Source organism: Acinetobacter sp. HY1485 (assembly GCF_027568475.1).
Taxonomy (GTDB): Bacteria; Pseudomonadota; Gammaproteobacteria; order Pseudomonadales; family Moraxellaceae; genus Acinetobacter.
Window position 1 is genome coordinate 58,249 of sequence record NZ_JANKZG010000005.1, and the last position, 18,858, is coordinate 77,106.

The 18,858-nt window shown below is 38.3% G+C and carries 20 protein-coding genes; 6 read left to right on the forward strand and 14 right to left on the reverse strand.

What is annotated here, in order from left to right:
• The 4 genes from PCI70_RS07055 to PCI70_RS07070 all read right to left on the reverse strand — a co-directional run bounded on the left by PCI70_RS07055 (nucleotide 1) and on the right by PCI70_RS07070 (nucleotide 3,155).
• The gene (locus PCI70_RS07055) at nucleotides 1-765 is read right to left on the reverse strand and encodes a ParA family protein (RefSeq protein WP_269914623.1); all 765 of its coding nucleotides are present in this window, start codon (nucleotides 763-765) and stop codon (nucleotides 1-3) included.
• Between the two features lie 14 nt (nucleotides 766-779).
• On the reverse strand, nucleotides 780-1,409 hold the full coding sequence (gene rsmG, locus PCI70_RS07060; RefSeq protein WP_269914624.1) for a 16S rRNA (guanine(527)-N(7))-methyltransferase RsmG: 630 nt from the start codon (nucleotides 1,407-1,409) through the stop codon (nucleotides 780-782).
• A gap of 73 nt (nucleotides 1,410-1,482) precedes the next feature.
• Nucleotides 1,483-2,157 carry an N-acetylmuramate alpha-1-phosphate uridylyltransferase MurU gene (murU, locus tag PCI70_RS07065; protein WP_269914625.1) on the reverse strand — a complete coding sequence of 225 codons (675 nt, stop codon included), beginning with the start codon at nucleotides 2,155-2,157 and terminating at the stop codon, nucleotides 1,483-1,485.
• A complete protein-coding gene (locus tag PCI70_RS07070; RefSeq protein WP_269914626.1) occupies nucleotides 2,154-3,155 on the reverse strand; it encodes an aminoglycoside phosphotransferase family protein in 1,002 nt (333 codons plus the stop codon). The genes murU and PCI70_RS07070 overlap by 4 nt, the downstream gene beginning before the upstream one ends.
• Before the next feature lie 120 nt (nucleotides 3,156-3,275).
• On the opposite strand from PCI70_RS07070, the gene PCI70_RS07075 reads away from it, so the two are divergent.
• Together PCI70_RS07075 and PCI70_RS07080 are read left to right on the forward strand one after the other, a co-directional pair.
• The gene (locus PCI70_RS07075; RefSeq protein ID WP_269914627.1) at nucleotides 3,276-5,714 is read left to right on the forward strand and encodes an LPS-assembly protein LptD; all 2,439 of its coding nucleotides are present in this window, start codon (nucleotides 3,276-3,278) and stop codon (nucleotides 5,712-5,714) included.
• Nucleotides 5,714-7,003, forward strand: coding sequence for a peptidylprolyl isomerase (locus PCI70_RS07080; RefSeq protein ID WP_269914628.1), 1,290 nt, complete (start codon nucleotides 5,714-5,716; stop codon nucleotides 7,001-7,003). Before PCI70_RS07075 ends, PCI70_RS07080 begins: the two co-directional genes overlap by 1 nt.
• 37 nt (nucleotides 7,004-7,040) lie before the next feature.
• Here PCI70_RS07080 and hfq read toward each other — a convergent pair whose 3' ends face one another.
• The 4 genes from hfq to tsaE all read right to left on the reverse strand — a co-directional run bounded on the left by hfq (nucleotide 7,041) and on the right by tsaE (nucleotide 10,843).
• On the reverse strand, nucleotides 7,041-7,553 hold the full coding sequence (gene hfq, locus PCI70_RS07085; protein WP_269914629.1) for an RNA chaperone Hfq: 513 nt from the start codon (nucleotides 7,551-7,553) through the stop codon (nucleotides 7,041-7,043).
• A 94-nt stretch (nucleotides 7,554-7,647) separates the two neighbouring features.
• A complete protein-coding gene (gene miaA / locus PCI70_RS07090) occupies nucleotides 7,648-8,583 on the reverse strand; it encodes a tRNA (adenosine(37)-N6)-dimethylallyltransferase MiaA (protein WP_269914630.1) in 936 nt (311 codons plus the stop codon).
• Between the two features lie 6 nt (nucleotides 8,584-8,589).
• Nucleotides 8,590-10,380, reverse strand: a complete 1,791-nt coding sequence (gene mutL, locus PCI70_RS07095; RefSeq protein ID WP_269914631.1) for a DNA mismatch repair endonuclease MutL — start codon at nucleotides 10,378-10,380, stop codon at nucleotides 8,590-8,592.
• Nucleotides 10,373-10,843, reverse strand: coding sequence for a tRNA (adenosine(37)-N6)-threonylcarbamoyltransferase complex ATPase subunit type 1 TsaE (tsaE, locus tag PCI70_RS07100; protein ID WP_269914632.1), 471 nt, complete (start codon nucleotides 10,841-10,843; stop codon nucleotides 10,373-10,375). The genes mutL and tsaE overlap by 8 nt, the downstream gene beginning before the upstream one ends.
• Nucleotides 10,844-10,902: 59 nt before the next feature.
• On the opposite strand from tsaE, the gene PCI70_RS07105 reads away from it, so the two are divergent.
• Nucleotides 10,903-11,814 carry an RluA family pseudouridine synthase gene (locus PCI70_RS07105; protein WP_269914633.1) on the forward strand — a complete coding sequence of 304 codons (912 nt, stop codon included), beginning with the start codon at nucleotides 10,903-10,905 and terminating at the stop codon, nucleotides 11,812-11,814.
• Here PCI70_RS07105 and PCI70_RS07110 read toward each other — a convergent pair.
• Nucleotides 11,790-12,491, reverse strand: a complete 702-nt coding sequence (locus PCI70_RS07110; RefSeq protein WP_269914634.1) for a pseudouridine synthase — start codon at nucleotides 12,489-12,491, stop codon at nucleotides 11,790-11,792. The genes PCI70_RS07105 and PCI70_RS07110 overlap by 25 nt on opposite strands.
• 11 nt (nucleotides 12,492-12,502) lie before the next feature.
• Nucleotides 12,503-13,039 carry an FxsA family protein gene (locus PCI70_RS07115; RefSeq protein ID WP_269914635.1) on the reverse strand — a complete coding sequence of 179 codons (537 nt, stop codon included), beginning with the start codon at nucleotides 13,037-13,039 and terminating at the stop codon, nucleotides 12,503-12,505.
• Nucleotides 13,040-13,120: 81 nt separating this feature from the next.
• Between PCI70_RS07115 and ruvC the strand changes: the two genes are divergently transcribed.
• Entirely contained in the window at nucleotides 13,121-13,660 is a 540-nt protein-coding gene (gene ruvC / locus PCI70_RS07120; RefSeq protein WP_269914636.1) for a crossover junction endodeoxyribonuclease RuvC, read from the forward strand.
• Here the strand turns inward: ruvC and PCI70_RS07125 are convergent.
• A complete protein-coding gene (locus PCI70_RS07125; protein WP_269914637.1) occupies nucleotides 13,647-15,098 on the reverse strand; it encodes an NAD(P)H-hydrate dehydratase in 1,452 nt (483 codons plus the stop codon). The genes ruvC and PCI70_RS07125 overlap by 14 nt on opposite strands.
• Before the next feature lie 118 nt (nucleotides 15,099-15,216).
• On the opposite strand from PCI70_RS07125, the gene bioB reads away from it, so the two are divergent.
• Nucleotides 15,217-16,206 carry a biotin synthase BioB gene (gene bioB, locus PCI70_RS07130; RefSeq protein ID WP_269914638.1) on the forward strand — a complete coding sequence of 330 codons (990 nt, stop codon included), beginning with the start codon at nucleotides 15,217-15,219 and terminating at the stop codon, nucleotides 16,204-16,206.
• Nucleotides 16,207-16,232: 26 nt separating this feature from the next.
• Here the strand turns inward: bioB and PCI70_RS07135 are convergent, their stop codons facing one another.
• The 3 genes from PCI70_RS07135 to msrB all read right to left on the reverse strand — a co-directional run bounded on the left by PCI70_RS07135 (nucleotide 16,233) and on the right by msrB (nucleotide 17,423).
• The gene (locus PCI70_RS07135; RefSeq protein ID WP_269914639.1) at nucleotides 16,233-16,424 is read right to left on the reverse strand and encodes a hypothetical protein; all 192 of its coding nucleotides are present in this window, start codon (nucleotides 16,422-16,424) and stop codon (nucleotides 16,233-16,235) included.
• A gap of 97 nt (nucleotides 16,425-16,521) precedes the next feature.
• Nucleotides 16,522-17,007 (reverse strand): glutathione peroxidase, encoded by a 486-nt coding sequence (locus tag PCI70_RS07140; RefSeq protein WP_269914640.1) that lies wholly within the window; start codon nucleotides 17,005-17,007, stop codon nucleotides 16,522-16,524.
• Nucleotides 17,004-17,423 (reverse strand): peptide-methionine (R)-S-oxide reductase MsrB, encoded by a 420-nt coding sequence (gene msrB / locus PCI70_RS07145; protein WP_269914641.1) that lies wholly within the window; start codon nucleotides 17,421-17,423, stop codon nucleotides 17,004-17,006. Before msrB ends, PCI70_RS07140 begins: the two co-directional genes overlap by 4 nt.
• A gap of 146 nt (nucleotides 17,424-17,569) precedes the next feature.
• On the opposite strand from msrB, the gene PCI70_RS07150 reads away from it, so the two are divergent.
• Nucleotides 17,570-18,802 (forward strand): pyridoxal phosphate-dependent aminotransferase, encoded by a 1,233-nt coding sequence (locus tag PCI70_RS07150; RefSeq protein WP_269914642.1) that lies wholly within the window; start codon nucleotides 17,570-17,572, stop codon nucleotides 18,800-18,802.
• Nucleotides 18,803-18,858: the final 56 nt, after the last annotated feature.

The window sequence follows — 18,858 nt, forward strand, 5'->3', positions numbered from 1 at the left end:
TTACCCTTTATTTTTTTGAATAATTTCTTGTGCAAGCTCAATATATGCTTTTGCACCTTTTGATCTTTTTTCAAAATACAACACAGGGACACCATGGGCTGGTGCTTCTGCAAGACGTACATTTCTTGGAATGAACGTATTATAAAGTTTTGATCCAAAGTATTCTTGTAATTCAGCCGAAACATCACGTGTAAGCGCATTACGTCCGTCATACATTGTACGAAGTACACCAATAATGCTGAGGTTTGGATTAAGCCCTTCTTGTATACGGTCAATGGTTTGTGTTAAATCTGCCAACCCTTCAAGTGCATAATATTCACATTGCATTGGAATAATTACACCATCAACTGCTGTCATTGCATTAACAGTAATCAAACTTAAACTAGGTGCACAATCGACAATAATATAATCAAATTGGTGACTTACAGCCTGTAACGCATTTTTTAAAATAAATTCACGTTTTTCTTGCTCTGCAATCGCAAGTTCAACGCCTGCTAGGTCACGGTTAGCACCTAATACGCTATAACCCACTTCTGTTTGCATCAATGCAGTTTCAATCGGTGCTTCACCTAGAAGTACGTCTGTTACAGAATAAAGCAAATCATTCTTTTGAACACCCGAACCCATGGTTGCATTACCTTGTGGATCCATATCAATAAGTAAAACACGTTGCTCTAGATGAGCTAAAGATGCTGCAAGATTAACAGCGGTTGTTGTTTTACCTACACCACCTTTTTGATTTGCAACTGCAATAATATGAGCCATGATTTAATCCTATTTTATTTATTTTTAAGCATAATTAAATGGCGTTGTTCATCTAATCTTGGTACACGTAATGCAATCGTTTGTTGGTCAAACTGTGAAAGTGTTGCCATTTCTTCTTCAGGCACAACACCCTTCATGGCACAAATAATACTAGAGTCATGCATATACGGTTGTGATGCATCAACAAAATCAATAAGTGAAGCAAATGCACGACTGGTAATCACATCAAATTTACCGAGTTTTTCAATGGCATCAGTATCTTCAACGCGTGTCTGAACGGCAACTACATTTTTAAGTTTCAGATCTGCAATAAACTGTTTTAAGAATCGAATTTTTTTACCATTAGAATCCAAAAGAACACATTCACGTTCAGGTTGGCACAAAGCAATGATCATACCTGGCATGCCACCGCCTGTTCCAATATCAAGTAACCGCCCTTTTGGTAGGTCATTTAAAATACTAAGGCTATCTAGTAAATGTTTAACTAACATTTCTTTAGGATCACGGATTGCAGTAAGGTTATATGCTTTATTCCAAAGCACTAATGCATCTTGATATTTCAATAATAAATTAAGTGACTCATCACTGAGTTGAAGTCCCAGCGCTTGAGCGCCTTTTTTTAATTCCTGAAAAAAAAGATGCATATAATTAAACTCATTTTTGCAATTTAAAGCGAAGTATAACCATTTATATTCAAAAGCGCAGTATTTTATCTACTCATTTAAGCATTTGATCTAACGCTTGTAATCGTTCAGGTGTACCAACATCTACCCAAGATGCTGTCATTTTTTCACCACTGATTTTTCCCTGTTGCATTGCTTGTTTGAGTAACGGAGCAAGTGGTTGTTTGCCGTGTGATAAACCTTTAAACATTTGAGGCGAAATGAGCGCAATACCACTATAAGTTAATGCCTCACCTGTTTGTTGTTGCTCAAAAGTACTAAGGCGACCACCATTAAGCGTAAAATCACCTTGAGTATGCTGAGGTGGGTTTTGCACTAAAATCAAATGCGCTAAATCATCGTTAAGCTGATGCGTGAGCAAAGGTTCAAAATTGTATGTTGTCCATACATCACCATTCACCAAAATAAAAGGAGCAGTTCCTAATAACGGCAATGCATTAATAATTCCACCTGCCGTTTCTAATCCCTCCTTTTCATGCGACCATAAAATTTCGACACCCCACTGCTTGCCATTACCCAAATAATCCACAAGCTTTTCTGCAAGCCAAGCCGTATTAATTACAATTTGGGTAACACCAATTCTTTTCAGGTTTTCAATATGCCATACAATAAGCGGTTTATTTCCCACTTCTAGCAATGGTTTAGGGGTATGTAGCGTTAACGGACGCATACGATTTCCTAGCCCTGCTGCCAAAATCATCGCTTTCATACAGCATAGCTCCCATACTTTTGTGTAAAGTTTGGCATCACTCGTGCTTGCATAAACTCAATAAATGGTTGAAGTTCTGTATAATCTTTTGCTTGATTGAGCACATACCACATCACACGTGGTAAATCTTTTAAATAACCATCTTTTCCATCGCGCTCAAATAAACGTACAAAAATGCCTAAAATTTTAATGTGACGTTGCATTGCCATGAAATCAGCATCACGTTTAAACTGCTCAAATGTACGATCTTTTTGTGGTGGTAACAGTGCATAAAATTCTTTAAACCAAGCTTCTACTTGTGTTGGTTCCCACTGCACATAAGCATCACGCGTAATTGAAATTAAATCGTATGTATCTGCACCAATGACGGCATCTTGAAAATCAATGATACCTAACTGTTTTTCATTTTTTAGTTGCATCAAATTACGACTATGAAAATCACGATGTACAATTACTTGCGGTTGTTGAACTGCATTAGCTGCTAAAATCTCAAACGTTTTTTGCACTACAGCCTGTTCATTTTGTGCTAAGTCAATATTCAATGATGGGAAAAACCACTGTGTGAGCAATTCCATCTCTGATATTAATTTTTCATACGAATAAATAGGAAGTTGTTGACCGCCATCAATGTTTTGTAATTGGATTAATTGGTTAAATGCTTGGGTATAGTATTCATCCACCGTGTCTGTTGTTAGTAAATGGCTTAGCATTACATCACCAAAATCTTCAAGCAACAAAAAGCCAAGCGCTAAATCTTTTGCCACAATATGTGGAACACGTACGCCTTTTTGGTCTAAAAACTCATCAATACTCACAAAAGGCACACAATCTTCTTGTTCAGGAGGTGCATCCATGAGCATAAATGATTTATTATTTTGAGTAACGCGCGCATAGCGGCGGAAGCTTGCATCTCCTGCTAAATAGTTGATTTCAAATTGGTCTGAACGAAGCACGGCTTCTAACCATGCTTGTATTAATTGTGCACGTTGTGTATTCATTTGCAAAATATTCTAATACAGGCTGAATTTTTAAAGGGCTAAGTGTAGCCACTTATCGACTTTTTCTCTATGATGCAATAATAATTAATTGCAAAAAAGCATACTTGGTTAATGAGACAAATGAAGCAACAGTTTAAATTTAATCCTTTAGCAACTGCGATTTTGACACTTTTATGCGGTGGCTCCTTACAATCAAGCTATGCTGCTGATTCAGTTTCAGACGTGACAAATGAACAGCTTAAGCAAAAATTGAATGAAACCTACGCAGGACAGTCATTTTTTGATGAGTACTATGTAGATAGCCAAAGCGAACAAGCACAAGTTCGCCCTCAAAATAAACAATTTTCTCCTTACTGTAAGGGGGCTTGGGTCACACCTCTTCCACCAACAAAAGAAAAAACGACAACCCCTAATGACTCACCGACACATGCTGTCGCAGATTATGCACATTACAACCCAAATGGTGAGTCTTTATTAAAAGGTAATGTGATTCTAGATCAAGAAGGTCGCCAAGTTCGTGCTAATGAACTCACAATTGATCAAACACAAACCTATGCACATGCACAAGGTGACGTACAACTTGCTCAAAATGGATTAGTGTCGCAAAGTCAAAATATTGATTACAACTTAAAAGATCAAACAGGAAATTTAAAAGACAGTTTTTATATTTCTGAAGAAAACCATGCACATGGACACGCAGATTATATTGACCGTACTTCGGCAAATCGCATTATTTTAGAAAATGCAACCTATACAACATGTGCACCAGAAAAAGCACCCGATTGGAAGTTAACGGCTAAAAAGATTGAACTTAATCAAGAGACAGGACGAGGTATTACACGCAATACCAAACTTTATATAAAAGATGTGCCTGTGATGGCACTTCCTTACTATAATTTTCCAATTGATGATCGCCGTACAACAGGGTTACTTACACCGAGTTTTGGCTGGACAAGCGATGGTGGTCTACAACTTTCACTGCCTATTTATTTAAATCTTGCACCAAATTATGATGCAACTGTGACGCCACGTTACTTAAATAACCATGGTGCAATGATTGAAGGAAATCTTCGATACAAAACACAAAATTTTGGTGAAGGTACAATTTCAGGCGGTTACCTGCCTGATGATAAAGACTATAATAAGCAAGATCGTAAAGCGCTCAAAATTTTACATAACTGGACATTAGATAAGTACTTATCTGCAAACTTAGAATATAACTACGTTTCAGATATTGATTATTTATATGATCTCAACAATGATCCAAATATTTCAACCGATTTAAATCAGAAACGTCTGCTTCAACTGAATTTTGCAAATGCAATTCCAGGTTTAGATGCTTCTCTTAAAGTTGAACAATATCAAACACTAGACAAAACGCTTGCAGATAAAGATAAACCTTACGCACGCCTGCCTCAATTTTTGCTCAATTACAAATCAACCAATCCCGAAGGTTGGCAAGTTGAATATCATAATGATACTGCTTATTTCAAAAAGAGTATTGATGACAATAGTTCACTAGAGGATAGTGGAACACGTTTTTATAACTCACTTGCTACACGCTACAATTTTAGAACACCATGGGCATTTGTTATTCCTGAAGCATCTATACGTAGTTTAAACTACTACTATGATCAAGATGCTAGTACTGCACGTGGTCTATCAGGTGGAACAAAAACAAAAACCGCTATCGTACCGCAGTTTACTTTAGATAGTGGTTTAAACTTTGAAAAACAGGGAATAAATTATTTACAAACGCTAACACCACGTTTGTTTTATGCTTATTCACCTTACGAAGAACAAAATAATTATCCTAATTTTGACACGACAACATCATCTATCAGTTACGATCAACTTTTCAGTCCTTATCGCTTCTATGGACATGATCGTTTAGATGATAATAACTTTATGTCATTAGGCATTAGTTACAGTCTATTTAATAACCAAGGATTAGAGCGTTTAAAAGCAGCGGTTGGTCAAAGTATTTATTTTTCTGATCGTCGTGTAATTTTAGATAGTTCAGATAATATTCAAACAGAACGTACTTCCGACCCAGTTTTTGCTCTTTCTAGTCAAATTTCTGATCATTTTACTCTTGCATCAAATGCTGCATTTGATGGACATACCTTATCACAAGGTAATTTTCAAGCTTACTATTCCGGTAATGACGGAAAGATCTACAACTTAGGCTATTATAAACGAAAACAAGTGAATAATACCCAACTTACCTATGATCAAGTCGTTGCATCTTTTATACAACCTGTACAAGATAATTGGCGTATTATCGGGCACGTTCAATACGATATTGATCACCATCTTGCCCGCGAGTATTTACTTGGTGTGAATTACGAGTCTTGCTGTTGGGCAGTTTCTGTCTATGGACGTTCTTACTTTAATGATCTTGATGATGTAACACAATCAGGTGTAAAACGAAAAAATGCAGTGATGGCAGAATTTACACTCAAAGGATTAGGCGCATTTAATAACCGCCTTGCTTCGTTACTTGAACAAAGAATTACTGGTTTTAATAAATCTAATCAAACTTGGACACAACCTTAATGATGAAACAACAACTTAAACGATTTTTTAAAGCAACAACAATAGCACTTTGTATTTCAGCTGCTACCCCTGTTTTTGCGGCAACAAGCGATGAAGTTGTTGCTGTAGTGGGCGATAACGCTGTGCTAAAAAGTGATTTAGATCAGATGACAATAAATCTAGGTCAACAATTACAAGCACAAAAACAACCTATTCCATCTGATAAGGCACTACGACAACAAGCGCTCAACACCATTGTTTTACAACAAGCACAACTAGATATGGTTAAACGTTATGGTATCAAACCAAGTGATGCCGAGATAGATGCTGCTGTGCTTAAATACGCACAACAAACAGGTGCAAATTCATTACAAGAATTTCAAACCCGATTAAAATCAGCAAATGCTTATGCACTTGTTCGCAATCGTATTGCTCAAGAACTTGCAGTAAACGTGCTACGTCAACAAATGGTGATGTCGCGTATCAAAATTACCGATCAAGACGTGAATAATTTTTTGAATACACCTCAAGGACAAGCTGCTATTGGTAGCCAAGCACATATTTTACATATGCGTGTCTCTGGAGCAGATTCACAGCAAGTACAAGAAATCGCAAATCAAGTTAAATTAGCTTTAGATAAAACTGATAATATTATTGAACTCAATAAAGAGTTTTCGCAAGGTACTGTAAAAGTAGATGGTGCAGACATGGGGTATCGTAGTTTATCTGATATTCCTGCAGAACTTGCTGCACGTGTTACAACCTTGCAAAATGGGCAAACCTCAGAGCTTATCCCTGCTGCTGATGGTATTCATATACTTAAATTACTTGATCGCAAAACAAGTGACAAAAAGATGATGGTTACGCAATATCATACACGCCATATTTTAGTTCAAACCTCAGAAGTCGTAAGTCCAGAACAAGCTAAACATAAAATTGGTAGTATATATAAGCGCTTACAAGCAGGTGGTGACTTTAGCAAATTTGCTGAAACTTACTCAAACGATCCTGGCTCTGCGGCTGCAGGCGGTGATTTAGGTTGGGTTAATTTAGGTATGATGGTTCCCAAGTTTGAAGAAGAAATGCAAAAAACAGCTGTTGGTCAACTTAGTCAGCCTTTCCAAACACAATTTGGCTGGCATATCTTACAAGTGTTAGATACACGCCAACAAGACATGACAAAAGAATACCAACAACGCCTTGCTCGTCAATTCTTAGGTGAACAACAATTTACACCAGAACTTAATAACTGGTTACGCGAACTACGTGCCAATACTTACGTTGATATTAAAGACCCGTCTTTAAAATAAAAAAAAGCCCCAAATTTGGGGCTTTTTTTTCAATTAATTAACGATTGTTTGTATCTTCGTCTTGGTTTTCTTCGAACTTAGATTCATTTTCAAAGTTTGAACCTTGTTGGAAACCACCTTGGTTACCAAAACCACTTTGGCTACCAAAATTGCTTTGACCACCAAAACCACTTTGGTTATTAAAACCACCTTGGTTACCAAAACCACCTTGGCTACCAAAATTGTTTTGACCACCAAAACCACCTTGGCTACCAAAATTGTTTTGACCACCAAAGCCACTTTGTTGGCTACCACTAAAACCAGCAGATTGAGTAGTACCACCAGTTGTAGGCGCGCCAGCAGGACGTGGGTTACGTGCAGGTACAACAGTTGAAATTGCATGTTTGTAAACCATTTGGCTTACTGTATTTTTTAGTAGAACTACATACTGATCAAAAGATTCAATGTGACCTTGTAATTTAATCCCATTCACTAAAAAAATAGATACAGGAATACGCTCTTTGCGTAGTGAATTTAAAAAAGGATCTTGTAAAGTTTGGCCTTTAGACATGTTATTACTCCAAAAAAATTTAAAATGTAATCAGCGCAAAAACTATCTTTAGTTTTTTAAAAATTTATAAAAAAGACAGCACGCAAATTTTGCTTTATCTGTAACAGTTTCGCAAGTGTTCTTGCGCTTCTTTTATAGATAAAAAAGTAGTAAAACTGTGTTTTTCTCTTAATGATCGTAACCAAGTATATTGGCGTTTAGCGAGTTGTCTGGTTGCAAACAAAGCTTTATCCTCCATTGTACTTGCATTAATGTGATCTTTGTCACAATTTATTAAATATTCTAAAGCTTGGCGATAACCAACCGAGCGCATAGAGGGTGTTTCTGTTGTTAAATCGTATTTAGCTATTAAATGTTTAACTTCATTTAAAAAACCAATATCCCACATTATTTTGAGACGCTGTTCGATTCTTTGGTGTAATTCTAACCGATCTGGCATTAGAGCGTAATTATGAAAAGTGTAACGGTATGGTAAGTTTTTGGGTTGTTCTGCCTGTAATTGTGTAATTGGCTTACCTGTCAATCGAAATACTTCTAATGCTCGAATAATTCGTTGTTTATCACTTACTTTAAACTTTTGAGCAGCTTGTAAATCTACACGAAGTAGTTCTGCATACACTGTCTCCCAACCATATAGATCTCCTTGTCTAATAATTTCATCACGAACAGTTTGATCTGCACTTGGTAAATTATCAGATAAGCCTTCTAATAGTGCTTTAAAATATAACATTGTTCCCCCCACTAAAATCGGGGTTTTGTTTCTTGCATGAATTTCATCAATTAAACGTATCGCATCTTCAACAAATTCAGCAGCAGAATACACTTCCAACGGTGTAATTAAATCAATTAAATGATGTGGATATTTTTCTTGTTCTAGCTTGGAAGGCTTTGCTGTACCAATATCCATATCTTTATAAACAAGTGCCGAGTCTACAGAGATAAGTTCAAAACCACCTTGCTCATAAAGTTCACATGCCAACGCAGTCTTACCACTTGCTGTAGGTCCCATTAAATTGATGACGGGTAACATAAATTGTTACTCTCCTCGTGCAAATAATTTATCAAGTTGAGACAAAGGAAACTCACGCCATGTTGGGCGTCCGTGATTACATTGACTTGCAAAGGCAGTTTGTTCCATTTGTCTCAGTAAAGTATTCATTTCAGATAGACCCAATTGTCGGTTGGCGCGTACAGCACCATGACACGCAATACCTGCAAGAATTTGATCTCGCTGTTTAGTTAATTCTTCAGCTTGATCATTTGGGTCTAAATCTGACACTAACGTTAAAATAATGGCGTTAATATCTGCCTTTTGAAGTACAGCAGGTACACCACGCACAATCACTTGGTTATCACCATAAAGCTCTACTTCTAGCCCTAAACGCTTAAACTGTGATTGTAATTCATTAATACGTTCTTGTTGATGTGTTTGAATAGACACAATTTTTGGAATTAATAACTGCTGACAACTCCAAAAGTCGGGCTTGTCCCAGCTGTCTTTCATTTGTTGCAATAAAATTCGTTCATGTGCGGCATGCATGTCCACAATAACCAAACCTTTAGTATTTTGCGCTAAAATGTAAATGCCATGTAATTGTGCAATGGCATGCCCAAGTGGATAATCTTTTATCGGCTCTTCTTGGTGTAAGGGCGCTAAATATGTTTTAAGTGTGTTTTCAACTTGGCGTGGTTGTGGCTCATAATTCTGATAATGAGTTTCAACAGGTGTAGAAGAAAGATCAAACTGTGCTTGTATTGGTTTTGGAAAAATAGGACGAGGTACAACTGCCTCAGATAAATTTGCTGTTGCAGTTTGAAATTGAGCCAAAATATCTTTTGCTGAATGTCTTACAAACTCATGAATTTCACGCTGATTTAAAAACCGTACTTCATGTTTTGTCGGATGCACATTCACATCTACATTTTCAGGTTCAACTTCTAAAAACAATAAATAACCTGCGTATTGATGTCCATGTAAAATTCCTTCATATGCAACACGTAACGCATGGGAAATCGTTTTATCTTTAACAATCCGACCATTAACATAAACATACTGTAAATCTGCTTGTCCACGCGCATCGGATGGATGTCCTAACCATCCCCATAAACGCATTCCTTGCATGTTTACATCAATCCAATAAGCATTGTCTGTAAAAGCACGCCCTAAGAGTTGTTGTACACGTTGAAAACGTAATGCACCACTGTCTGCTTTGGGCAAATTTAACCGTACATTGTCGTTATGCTCTAATACAAAACGTACATCAAAATAAGTTAAGGCTAAACGGCGAACCACTTCTTCAATATGACCATATTCGGTGGTTTGTCTTTTTAAAAATTTACGGCGCGCAGGCACATTAAAGAACAAGTCTTGTACACGCACATGGGTACCCTGATTACTTGCAACTGTACGTACGTGTTGTTCATCAAATGCCGTCCCATTAATATTCACCTCATAACCAATACCTGTTTGGTCTTGGCTACTGGTGAGTGTTAAACGCGATACAGCCGCAATAGATGCGAGTGCCTCACCACGAAACCCTAAACTTACAATCGCATGCAGATCATCAGAAGTTTGTATTTTACTGGTTGCATGACGCATCACTGCAAGTGCCAAATCATCTTGATGAATACCCCCACCATTATCTAGCACCTCAATTAACGTACTACCCCCTTGAGCAATACGAATAATGAGTGAGTTTGCACCTGCATCAATAGCATTTTCTAATAACTCTTTTACTACCGATGCAGGACGTTCAATCACCTCACCTGCCGAAATTTGATTGGCAAGTGCAGGATGTAACGTATGAATGCGTTTTTGTTCAGCCATAAATTTCCTGTAAATGTTTGATCAACTCTTGATCTTGCGTCGAGATTTGTACAGTCCGCGTTGCTTCATCATCCGATTTAACCAATTCTAGTGTTAGATCAGGCTGTGGGATTTCGTCCTCGCCTTTAGATGGCCATTCAAAAATAAAGAGTGCCTGAGGTGTTTCCAAATAATCACGAATACCCATCAATTCTAATTCGTACGGATCATTTAAACGGTATAAATCAAAGTGGAAAACTGCTTTTGACCCTAATTGATACGGTTCTACCAACGTATAGGTTGGGCTTTTTACTGCGCCATTATGTCCTAATGCTTGTAAAAAATAACGTGTAAAAGTGGTTTTACCTGCCCCTAAATCACCAATGAGGTAAAGCACACCGTCATTAAAAAACCGCGCAAGGGTTTGAGCAAATTTTTGCGTATCATGTTCAGATAAAAGTGTAATATGCATAAAAGACAGCATTAGAAGAAAACACAAGGCTTATGATAGCATTGCTATGTCTTGAAAACCTAGTTATGCGCATGTCAAAGCTTCAAATTAAACCACCCATGATTAATGGTGTATCAGCAAGCCAAGTTTATCTACCTAAAAGCGATTGCTACACTACGTATTTTCATTTTTTTTGCGAAAACTTTGAACATATTTCTAAACAAGAATGGCAACAGCGTTTTCAAGATCAACTTATTTTGAATGAACAATTACAACCTGTCATGCTTGATACACCGTATTGTGGTGATCAGCACTTTTTTTATTATCGTTTTTTAGCCAATGAAATTTCTGTACCTTTTGAGCATACCATTTTATTTGAAAATGACGCTTTACTTGTGGTGGATAAACCACACTTTTTAACAATTAGTCCAACGGGACAATATTTACAAGAAACACTTTTGGTACGCTTAAAACATCAAACCCAAAACCCTGACTTAACACCTATTCATCGTTTAGACAGAGAAACCGCAGGCGTGGTTTTGTTTTGTAAGCAACCTAAATACCGTGCAATCTATCAAGCCTTATTTTCAGAGCGTCAAGTTAAAAAAACGTACCATGCCATAGCGCCTTACAACCCTAACATTCAGTTTCCGTTAGTATGTCAGCATCATATGCAAAAAGGTGACCCGTTTTACACCATGCAAATTGTTGAAGGTTTATCCGCTAATAGCGAAACCAAAATAGATTTAATTGAACATAACGAACGATTTGCAAAATATGTATTGTATCCACATACAGGTAAACAGCATCAATTACGTGTTCATCTTAATGCGTTGGGTTTACCTATTGTAAATGATCCTTTTTACCCTACTGTTGTACATAAGGCACCAAATGACTTTGATGCCCCATTACAGCTTTTAGCAAAAGCCATTGAGTTTACAGATCCGCTCACACATCAACAGATGTATTTTGAATCAAATTACTGCTTAGTTAATGCCACTTGATCTTCTGTAAGGTAAATCCAATCACCTTCCTTTAAATCTTGCGGTAATTCAAACCCACCCACGCGATGACGATGTAAAGTTGCAACTTTATTACCAACAGCCGCCACCATACGTTTAACTTGGTGATACACACCCTGATGAATCGTCATTTTAAATGCATGTGTATCTGTTTTAATTAGATCAGTTGCAGTATAAATACCCTTTTCGTTACGCAATTCTACCCCTTGAGCCAGGCGATCAAGTTGATCTTGAGTGATTGGGTCAACTGTTGTGATCCAATACTCTTTAGCCACATGCTTTTTAGGATGTGTAAGTGCCTGTAATAGCTGACCATCATCTGTGAGCAATAATAAGCCCGTTGTATCTTGGTCTAAACGCCCAATCGTTTGAATTTGACGCAATAATAACGGTTCAGGAAATTGCTCATATACACTAAAGTGATATTGCGCTTGATGCGAACACTCATAACCCACCGCTTTATTGAGTGCAATGTACACCTTTTCACGGTAAGTATACGGCATATCATTTACACTAAACTCTAAATCAGTGGTTTTTACTTCTTGCTTAGGGTCTTGGCACAGTACACCATCAATTTTGACATAACCTTTTTTAATTAAAAAGTTACATTCACGGCGTGAACCAAACCCTTGAGATTGCAATATCTTTTCTAAACGCACGTACAGTGTTCCTATTTTTTAGTATCAATTTTTTTACGATCAGGCTGTACTTCATGCGCTTCGCCATCAATCACATTTGAACCACCACGTGATGATGGTTGTTGATTTTGCATCTGACGCATCATGTCTGCAAACGGATTTTCTGCTCCACCTGCGCCCATACCACCCATCATTTTTTCCATCATCGCCTGTTGGCGTTTTGCCATCGCACCCATCAGTGCAGTAGTTAATAATTTTTGCACAGGTGGCAATAAAACCAAAACTGCCACTACATCCGAAACTAGCCCCGGAATAATCAATAAAATACCTGCCACCGCCACTGCAATTTTTTGTGTTACTGCAGGGTCATTGCCTAGCTGGCCTGTCATTTGCATTTGTTGCAGTTGAGGCATAATGGTCGATGTGCTTGAACGCAGTAATTTAAACCCAATAATGGCAGCAAGGATAAACCAAAAAAACACATACCATCCGCTAATGAATTGTGCGACACCAATCCATACCGCAATCTCAATAATTGCCCCGATGATGATCATAAAAATTAAGTTCATGAAATTTCGTTTATCCTTTGAATACAAAACTAACGTGCTTATGTAACAATAAGGGCATTATTTTATTTTTAAACCCCTTTTATGTCACTCATTATTGGAATTGATCCTGGTTCACGTTTAACAGGTTACGGCATCATCGAAAGACAAGGTAACGAGTTACGTTTTGTTGATGCAGGTACAATTCGGACTGAAACGCAAGAAATGCCTGAACGTTTAAAACGTATTTTTGCAGGTGTCGAGCGCATTGTAAAATTTCACGAACCAACCGAAGCTGCCGTTGAGCAAGTTTTTATGGCACAAAACCCCGACTCTGCGCTTAAACTTGGGCAAGCGCGTGGTGCTGCCATTGCCGCTTTGGTTAATTTAGACTTACAAGTAGCCGAATACACCGCACGTCAAATTAAACAATCTGTTGTAGGTTACGGCGCTGCCGATAAGAAGCAAGTACAAATGATGGTAATGCAAATTTTAAAGCTTCAAATTTGCCCCCAAGAAGATGCAGCAGATGGTTTAGCAGCAGCCATTTGTCATGCCCACGCATCAGGTAGCATGAGCAAAATGGCTGTTTTAAATGCGTTAGGCGGTATGACGCGTGGACGTAGCCGTGTTAGACGGCGTTAAGAACTTTGTATATGGCTTCAGGCATTTGATATGCCTGTATGCCTTGTTGACCACTTTGTGCTAATAAATCACCTGCTTGAGCATGTAACGTTACAATATCGTGTAAAGCAATATCAGTCTGACCTTTTAACCCCGAAATCATCCCTGCCAATACATCCCCCATGCCTGCCGTTGCCATACCCGCATTACCTGCCGTACATACCCAAAGCGCATCTTCTAAAACTAAACTGCCTGCCCCTTTAAGTACCCAACTGCCCCCATATTTTTGTTTAAGTTGATGGATCGCTTTATAACGGTTTTGCTCAATTATTTGTACCGTACAATCAAGTAAGCGCGCTGCCTCACCTGAATGTGGCGTTAAATAATAATGTGTATTCAATTGCTGGTTACTATTAGCTAAAAACCATAACGCATCAGCATCAAGGGTAATATGCAAATGTGGACAGCGTTTAAAGCTATGTAACCAAAAATCATAATAGTGCTCACCCCACTCATCTCGCCCAAGCCCCATTCCAAAACTGACCGTATCCACTTGATGTAGTAATTCTTCTACAGCTTCTTGGGTTAGCGTTTCAATATCTTGCACCATCACATTTGGCGAGCGCGCTAAAATGGCTTGGTGATGCTGTGCATGACACACCACAGTGACTTTACCTGCACCTGTTGCATAAGCAGCTTCTGCTGCCATCATCACCGCACCACCCAATGAAGCATGTCCACCCACAATAAGCACATGCCCATTACTCCCTTTATGTGCAGTTTGCATACGTTGTGGTCGTCTCATTTGAGCGGGTGCAAGTTGTGCTTGAGGAATAAGTAGCTCATCTTCGGGAATAAGCACTGTCAGGTGTAATTTACCAATATAGTCTTTGGCTTGTCCTGTAAATAAACCTGTTTTATAAGCAATAGACGTTAATGTTAAATCAGCATGAATGGCACATGGCATCACTGCGCCTGTATTGGCATTTAAACCCGTAGGAATATCTAAGGCAATTTTAAAACCTTTTTGCTGATTAAATTTTTCAACTAACTGTTGGGAGGTTTGATCAAGCGGACGATTTAGCCCTAATCCAAACAATGCATCTATATACACATCATAATCACGTAGCACATCAAAATGATGATAGACACAAAGCGTTTTTTGAACATGACCTTGAATAGGTACTAAATGCGATGTTTCATGCAATGGGACTGCATAAATATCAACATCATGCCCTTTTTGTTTTAAGTAAAGCGCGGTATAGTAGCCATCGCCTGCATTATTTCCTTTACCACACCATACCGCAATTTTTTGCTTATTTTCAAAAATTTGGTCATCTAAATAATTTGCAAAGCTCCACGCTACTTGTTTAATCAGCCCTTCCACATCGCCATGTTGCGAGACCCAACGTTGTTCCCATGCATGCATTTGGTCTGTGTCATATAAATACTGGGGCATTTTATTATCCTAATTCTTTTTAGATTCAAATCACCGTAACATTTTTTTGGAGTATTTTGCCCTGTGGGTTTGTAAATTTTTCTGTATGATAACTACAAAATGCAATACGGAAACGACAATGACTGTTAGAAATGATTGGCGTCGCGAGGAAATCCAAGCGCTATATGATCAGCCTTTTTTAGATCTCGTCTTTGAAGCTCAACGCGTACACCGCACACACTTTCAAGCGAATACCATTCAAGTCAGCACACTGTTGTCGATCAAAACAGGGAAATGCCCTGAAGATTGCAAATACTGCTCACAATCTGCACGTTACGATTCTAAACTAGAAGCCGAAAAACGTATTGCAGTTGAAAAAGTTATTTCTGAAGCGAAAGAAGCAAAAGAATCAGGTTCATCTCGTTTTTGTATGGGTGCTGCATGGCGTAACCCCCACGAGCGTGATATGCCCTATGTTTTAGAAATGGTAAAAGAAGTTAAAGCACTTGGTTTAGAAACGTGTATGACACTTGGTATGCTCAATGCCGATCAAGCTTCTCGTTTAAGTGATGCAGGTTTAGATTACTACAACCATAACCTTGATACCTCACGCGAATACTACGATAACATTATTACAACACGTACTTTTGATGATCGCTTAGACACACTTGACCATGTGCGTAATGCAGGTATGAAAGTATGTAGTGGTGGTATTGTTGGGCTTGGCGAAGAACGTGGCGATCGTATTGGATTACTTCACGAACTTGCAACTTTACCTATTCACCCTGAATCTGTGCCAATCAATATGCTTGTGCCTATTGAAGGTACACCGCTTGCAAATGTAGAAAAATTAGATGTAACTGAATGGATTCGTACGATTGCCGTTGCACGTATTATCATGCCACATAGTTACATTCGTTTATCTGCAGGACGTGAAGCTTTGAGTGACTCTGACCAAGCACTGGCATTTATGGCAGGTGCAAACTCATTATTCTCAGGTGAAAAACTGCTAACTACGCCAAATGCAGGCGAAGGTAAAGACCGTGCTTTATTTAATAAACTCGGTTTAACCGCAGAAAAACCAAGACCAAGTGCAAAAGAATTATCTGTCGATGCAATGACAGCTTAAATAAAAGCCCTCATGTGAGGGCTTTTTTATGAAGTAACTAAAATACCGTATTGTGCTGTTAAATACATATTTGGGCGGATCACATCAACGCCTGCTGCGTGATAAACTATTAACTCTTGTTGTTCTACATCAAATTGTAAGCGATCAAAACAATCTTGATGTTGCAGTAACCACGTTACCGTATCAATAATATTTTCTGTTGTGATATAGTTTTGCATAATAAAAAAAGACCATCTTAAAATAAGATGGTTTTGGAAAATGAATTAACGCAAGCACTATAACACACTTTTCCTAAATGAAAACTATTTTCATTTGCTAAGCAGAAAGTGCTGTTTCAATTTCTGGACTAAGCGCTTCAGGTTTTGTGGTTGGTGCAAAACGTGCCAATACTTTACCGTCTTTACCTACTAAAAATTTAGTAAAGTTCCATTTGATGGACTGAGATCCTAAAACACCCTTAGCTTCACGCGTTAAAAAACGAAAAACAGGATGCGCTTCAGGACCTTTGACATCTACTTTTGAAAACATTGGAAAACTTACGCCGTAGTTTTTCTGACAAAATGCACCAATTTCATTGTTATTTGCAGGATCTTGCCCACCAAACTGATTACATGGAAAACCCAAAACCTCAAAACCTTGCGCATGGTATTGCTGATATAAACGCTCTAAACCTGCAAATTGGGGAGTGAATCCACACTTACTTGCGGTATTTACAATCAGTAAAACTTTACCTTCATAGTCAGATAAAAACTTCTCTGTACCATCTAATAGATCTGCTTCGAGTTGATAAATTGTAGTCATGGATAATTTTCCTCATCTTGTTGTTCTGATGTTTTTAGATTAAGTGAAGCAGAATTTACACAGTAACGTAACCCTGTTGGCTGTGGTCCATCATCAAAAACATGCCCTAAATGCGCACCACAATGATGGCAAATAATTTCTGTACGGCTCATACCGTGGCTTAGATCATCATGTTCTTCTATGACAGTATGATTAACAGGCTGATAAAAACTTGGCCAACCACAACCGCTATCGTATTTTGTTTGTGAGGTAAACAACGGTTCACCACAACAACGGCAAACATATGTTCCTTCTTTTTTTGTATTCCAATATTTACCTGTAAACGGTGCTTCTGTGCCTTTTTGACGGGTTACTCGGTATTCTTCAGGCGAAAGTTCGCGTTGCCATTCCCGTTCTGTTTTATTGACTTTTCCCATGATCAACTCCTTTGCATCTATAATATTCGATGTCATGCTTAATCATCTTTATATTTACGCTAGAGCAGAATAAAATGCTAGCGAAATTTGAGATAGATCGTACTACAATCTATTTTTCCTTAACATACATATAATTGGACAACATTATGTCGGTTTTCGGTAACACACCACGCGAAATAAAAAAGTCATCTAAACTTGAGCATGTATGCTATGACATTCGTGGACCAGTGTTACGCGCCGCCAATGAAATGGAGGAACAGGGACACAAAATCATTAAATTGAACATTGGCAACCCTGCTCCTTTTGGTTTTGAAGCGCCACAAGAAATTATTAACGATGTTGCATTGAACCTTCCAAATGCAATTGGCTATTCAGACTCTAAAGGTATCTTTCAAGCCCGTAAGGCAATTTGCCAATATTACCAACAAAAAGGTATTTTAGACCTTAATGTTAAAGATGTGTATGTGGGTAACGGCGTATCTGAACTCATTGTGATGGCAATGCAAGGTTTACTCAATGATGGCGACGAAATGCTTGTACCGATGCCTGATTATCCACTTTGGACAGCGGCAACCAATCTTGCAGGTGGTACAGCCATTCATTACAAATGTGATGAGGAAAATCACTGGTATCCTGATATCGCTGATATGGAAGCCAAAATTACGCCAAATACACGCGGTATTGTGGTGATTAATCCCAATAATCCAACAGGATCAGTTTATCCACGCCATGTACTTGAGCAAATTGTAAAACTCGCTAAAAAACACGATCTTATTTTATTTGCTGACGAAATTTACGACAAAATTATTTACGATGGGATTGAACACGTCAGCCTTGCCTCATTAGCAGGTTCACAGTTATGTATCTCGTTTAATGGCTTATCAAAAGCGTATCGTATTGCAGGCTACCGTGCAGGATGGATGGTCATCACAGGTGATAAATCACATGCAGGTGACTTTATTGAAGGCTTAGATATGTTGGCATCAATGCGTTTATGTGCCAACGTACAAGCACAATTTGCCATTCAAACAGCACTTGGCGGTTATCAATCTATTTACGACTTAACTCGTCCGGGTGGACGCTTATACGAACAACGCAATATTGCATGGGAAATGCTCAATGAAATTCCGGGCGTAAGCTGTGTCAAACCAGAAGGTGCAATGTACTGCTTCCCTAAACTTGATCCAAACATTTATCCAATTCAAGATGATGAAAAATTGATGCTCGATCTGTTACGTGCAGAAAAAGTGCTTCTTGTTCAAGGTACAGGGTTCAATTGGCCAACACCCGACCATTTCCGTGTGGTGTTCTTACCCGCAGAAAATGAGCTTAAAGAAGCCATCTCACGTATTGGACGCTATTTAGCCACACGCCGATAAATTTGAATGCCAACCTCGTGTTGGCATTTTTTTTATGCGCTCATCTTTTTAAGAGC

What these genes read in the sequence shown, in the direction of transcription:
- PCI70_RS07055 (WP_269914623.1), bottom strand. Translation starts at nt 765, where the DNA reads ATGGCTCATATTATTGCAGTTGCAAATCAAAAAGGTGGTGTAGGTAAA.
- rsmG (WP_269914624.1), bottom strand. Translation starts at nt 1,409, where the DNA reads ATGCATCTTTTTTTTCAGGAATTAAAAAAAGGCGCTCAAGCGCTGGGA.
- murU (WP_269914625.1), bottom strand. Translation starts at nt 2,157, where the DNA reads ATGAAAGCGATGATTTTGGCAGCAGGGCTAGGAAATCGTATGCGTCCG.
- PCI70_RS07070 (WP_269914626.1), bottom strand. Translation starts at nt 3,155, where the DNA reads ATGAATACACAACGTGCACAATTAATACAAGCATGGTTAGAAGCCGTG.
- PCI70_RS07075 (WP_269914627.1), top strand. Translation starts at nt 3,276, where the DNA reads ATGAAGCAACAGTTTAAATTTAATCCTTTAGCAACTGCGATTTTGACA.
- PCI70_RS07080 (WP_269914628.1), top strand. Translation starts at nt 5,714, where the DNA reads ATGATGAAACAACAACTTAAACGATTTTTTAAAGCAACAACAATAGCA.
- hfq (WP_269914629.1), bottom strand. Translation starts at nt 7,553, where the DNA reads ATGTCTAAAGGCCAAACTTTACAAGATCCTTTTTTAAATTCACTACGC.
- miaA (WP_269914630.1), bottom strand. Translation starts at nt 8,583, where the DNA reads ATGTTACCCGTCATCAATTTAATGGGACCTACAGCAAGTGGTAAGACT.
- mutL (WP_269914631.1), bottom strand. Translation starts at nt 10,380, where the DNA reads ATGGCTGAACAAAAACGCATTCATACGTTACATCCTGCACTTGCCAAT.
- tsaE (WP_269914632.1), bottom strand. Translation starts at nt 10,843, where the DNA reads ATGCTGTCTTTTATGCATATTACACTTTTATCTGAACATGATACGCAA.
- PCI70_RS07105 (WP_269914633.1), top strand. Translation starts at nt 10,903, where the DNA reads ATGTCAAAGCTTCAAATTAAACCACCCATGATTAATGGTGTATCAGCA.
- PCI70_RS07115 (WP_269914635.1), bottom strand. Translation starts at nt 13,039, where the DNA reads ATGAACTTAATTTTTATGATCATCATCGGGGCAATTATTGAGATTGCG.
- ruvC (WP_269914636.1), top strand. Translation starts at nt 13,121, where the DNA reads ATGTCACTCATTATTGGAATTGATCCTGGTTCACGTTTAACAGGTTAC.
- PCI70_RS07125 (WP_269914637.1), bottom strand. Translation starts at nt 15,098, where the DNA reads ATGCCCCAGTATTTATATGACACAGACCAAATGCATGCATGGGAACAA.
- bioB (WP_269914638.1), top strand. Translation starts at nt 15,217, where the DNA reads ATGACTGTTAGAAATGATTGGCGTCGCGAGGAAATCCAAGCGCTATAT.
- PCI70_RS07135 (WP_269914639.1), bottom strand. Translation starts at nt 16,424, where the DNA reads ATGCAAAACTATATCACAACAGAAAATATTATTGATACGGTAACGTGG.
- PCI70_RS07140 (WP_269914640.1), bottom strand. Translation starts at nt 17,007, where the DNA reads ATGACTACAATTTATCAACTCGAAGCAGATCTATTAGATGGTACAGAG.
- msrB (WP_269914641.1), bottom strand. Translation starts at nt 17,423, where the DNA reads ATGGGAAAAGTCAATAAAACAGAACGGGAATGGCAACGCGAACTTTCG.
- PCI70_RS07150 (WP_269914642.1), top strand. Translation starts at nt 17,570, where the DNA reads ATGTCGGTTTTCGGTAACACACCACGCGAAATAAAAAAGTCATCTAAA.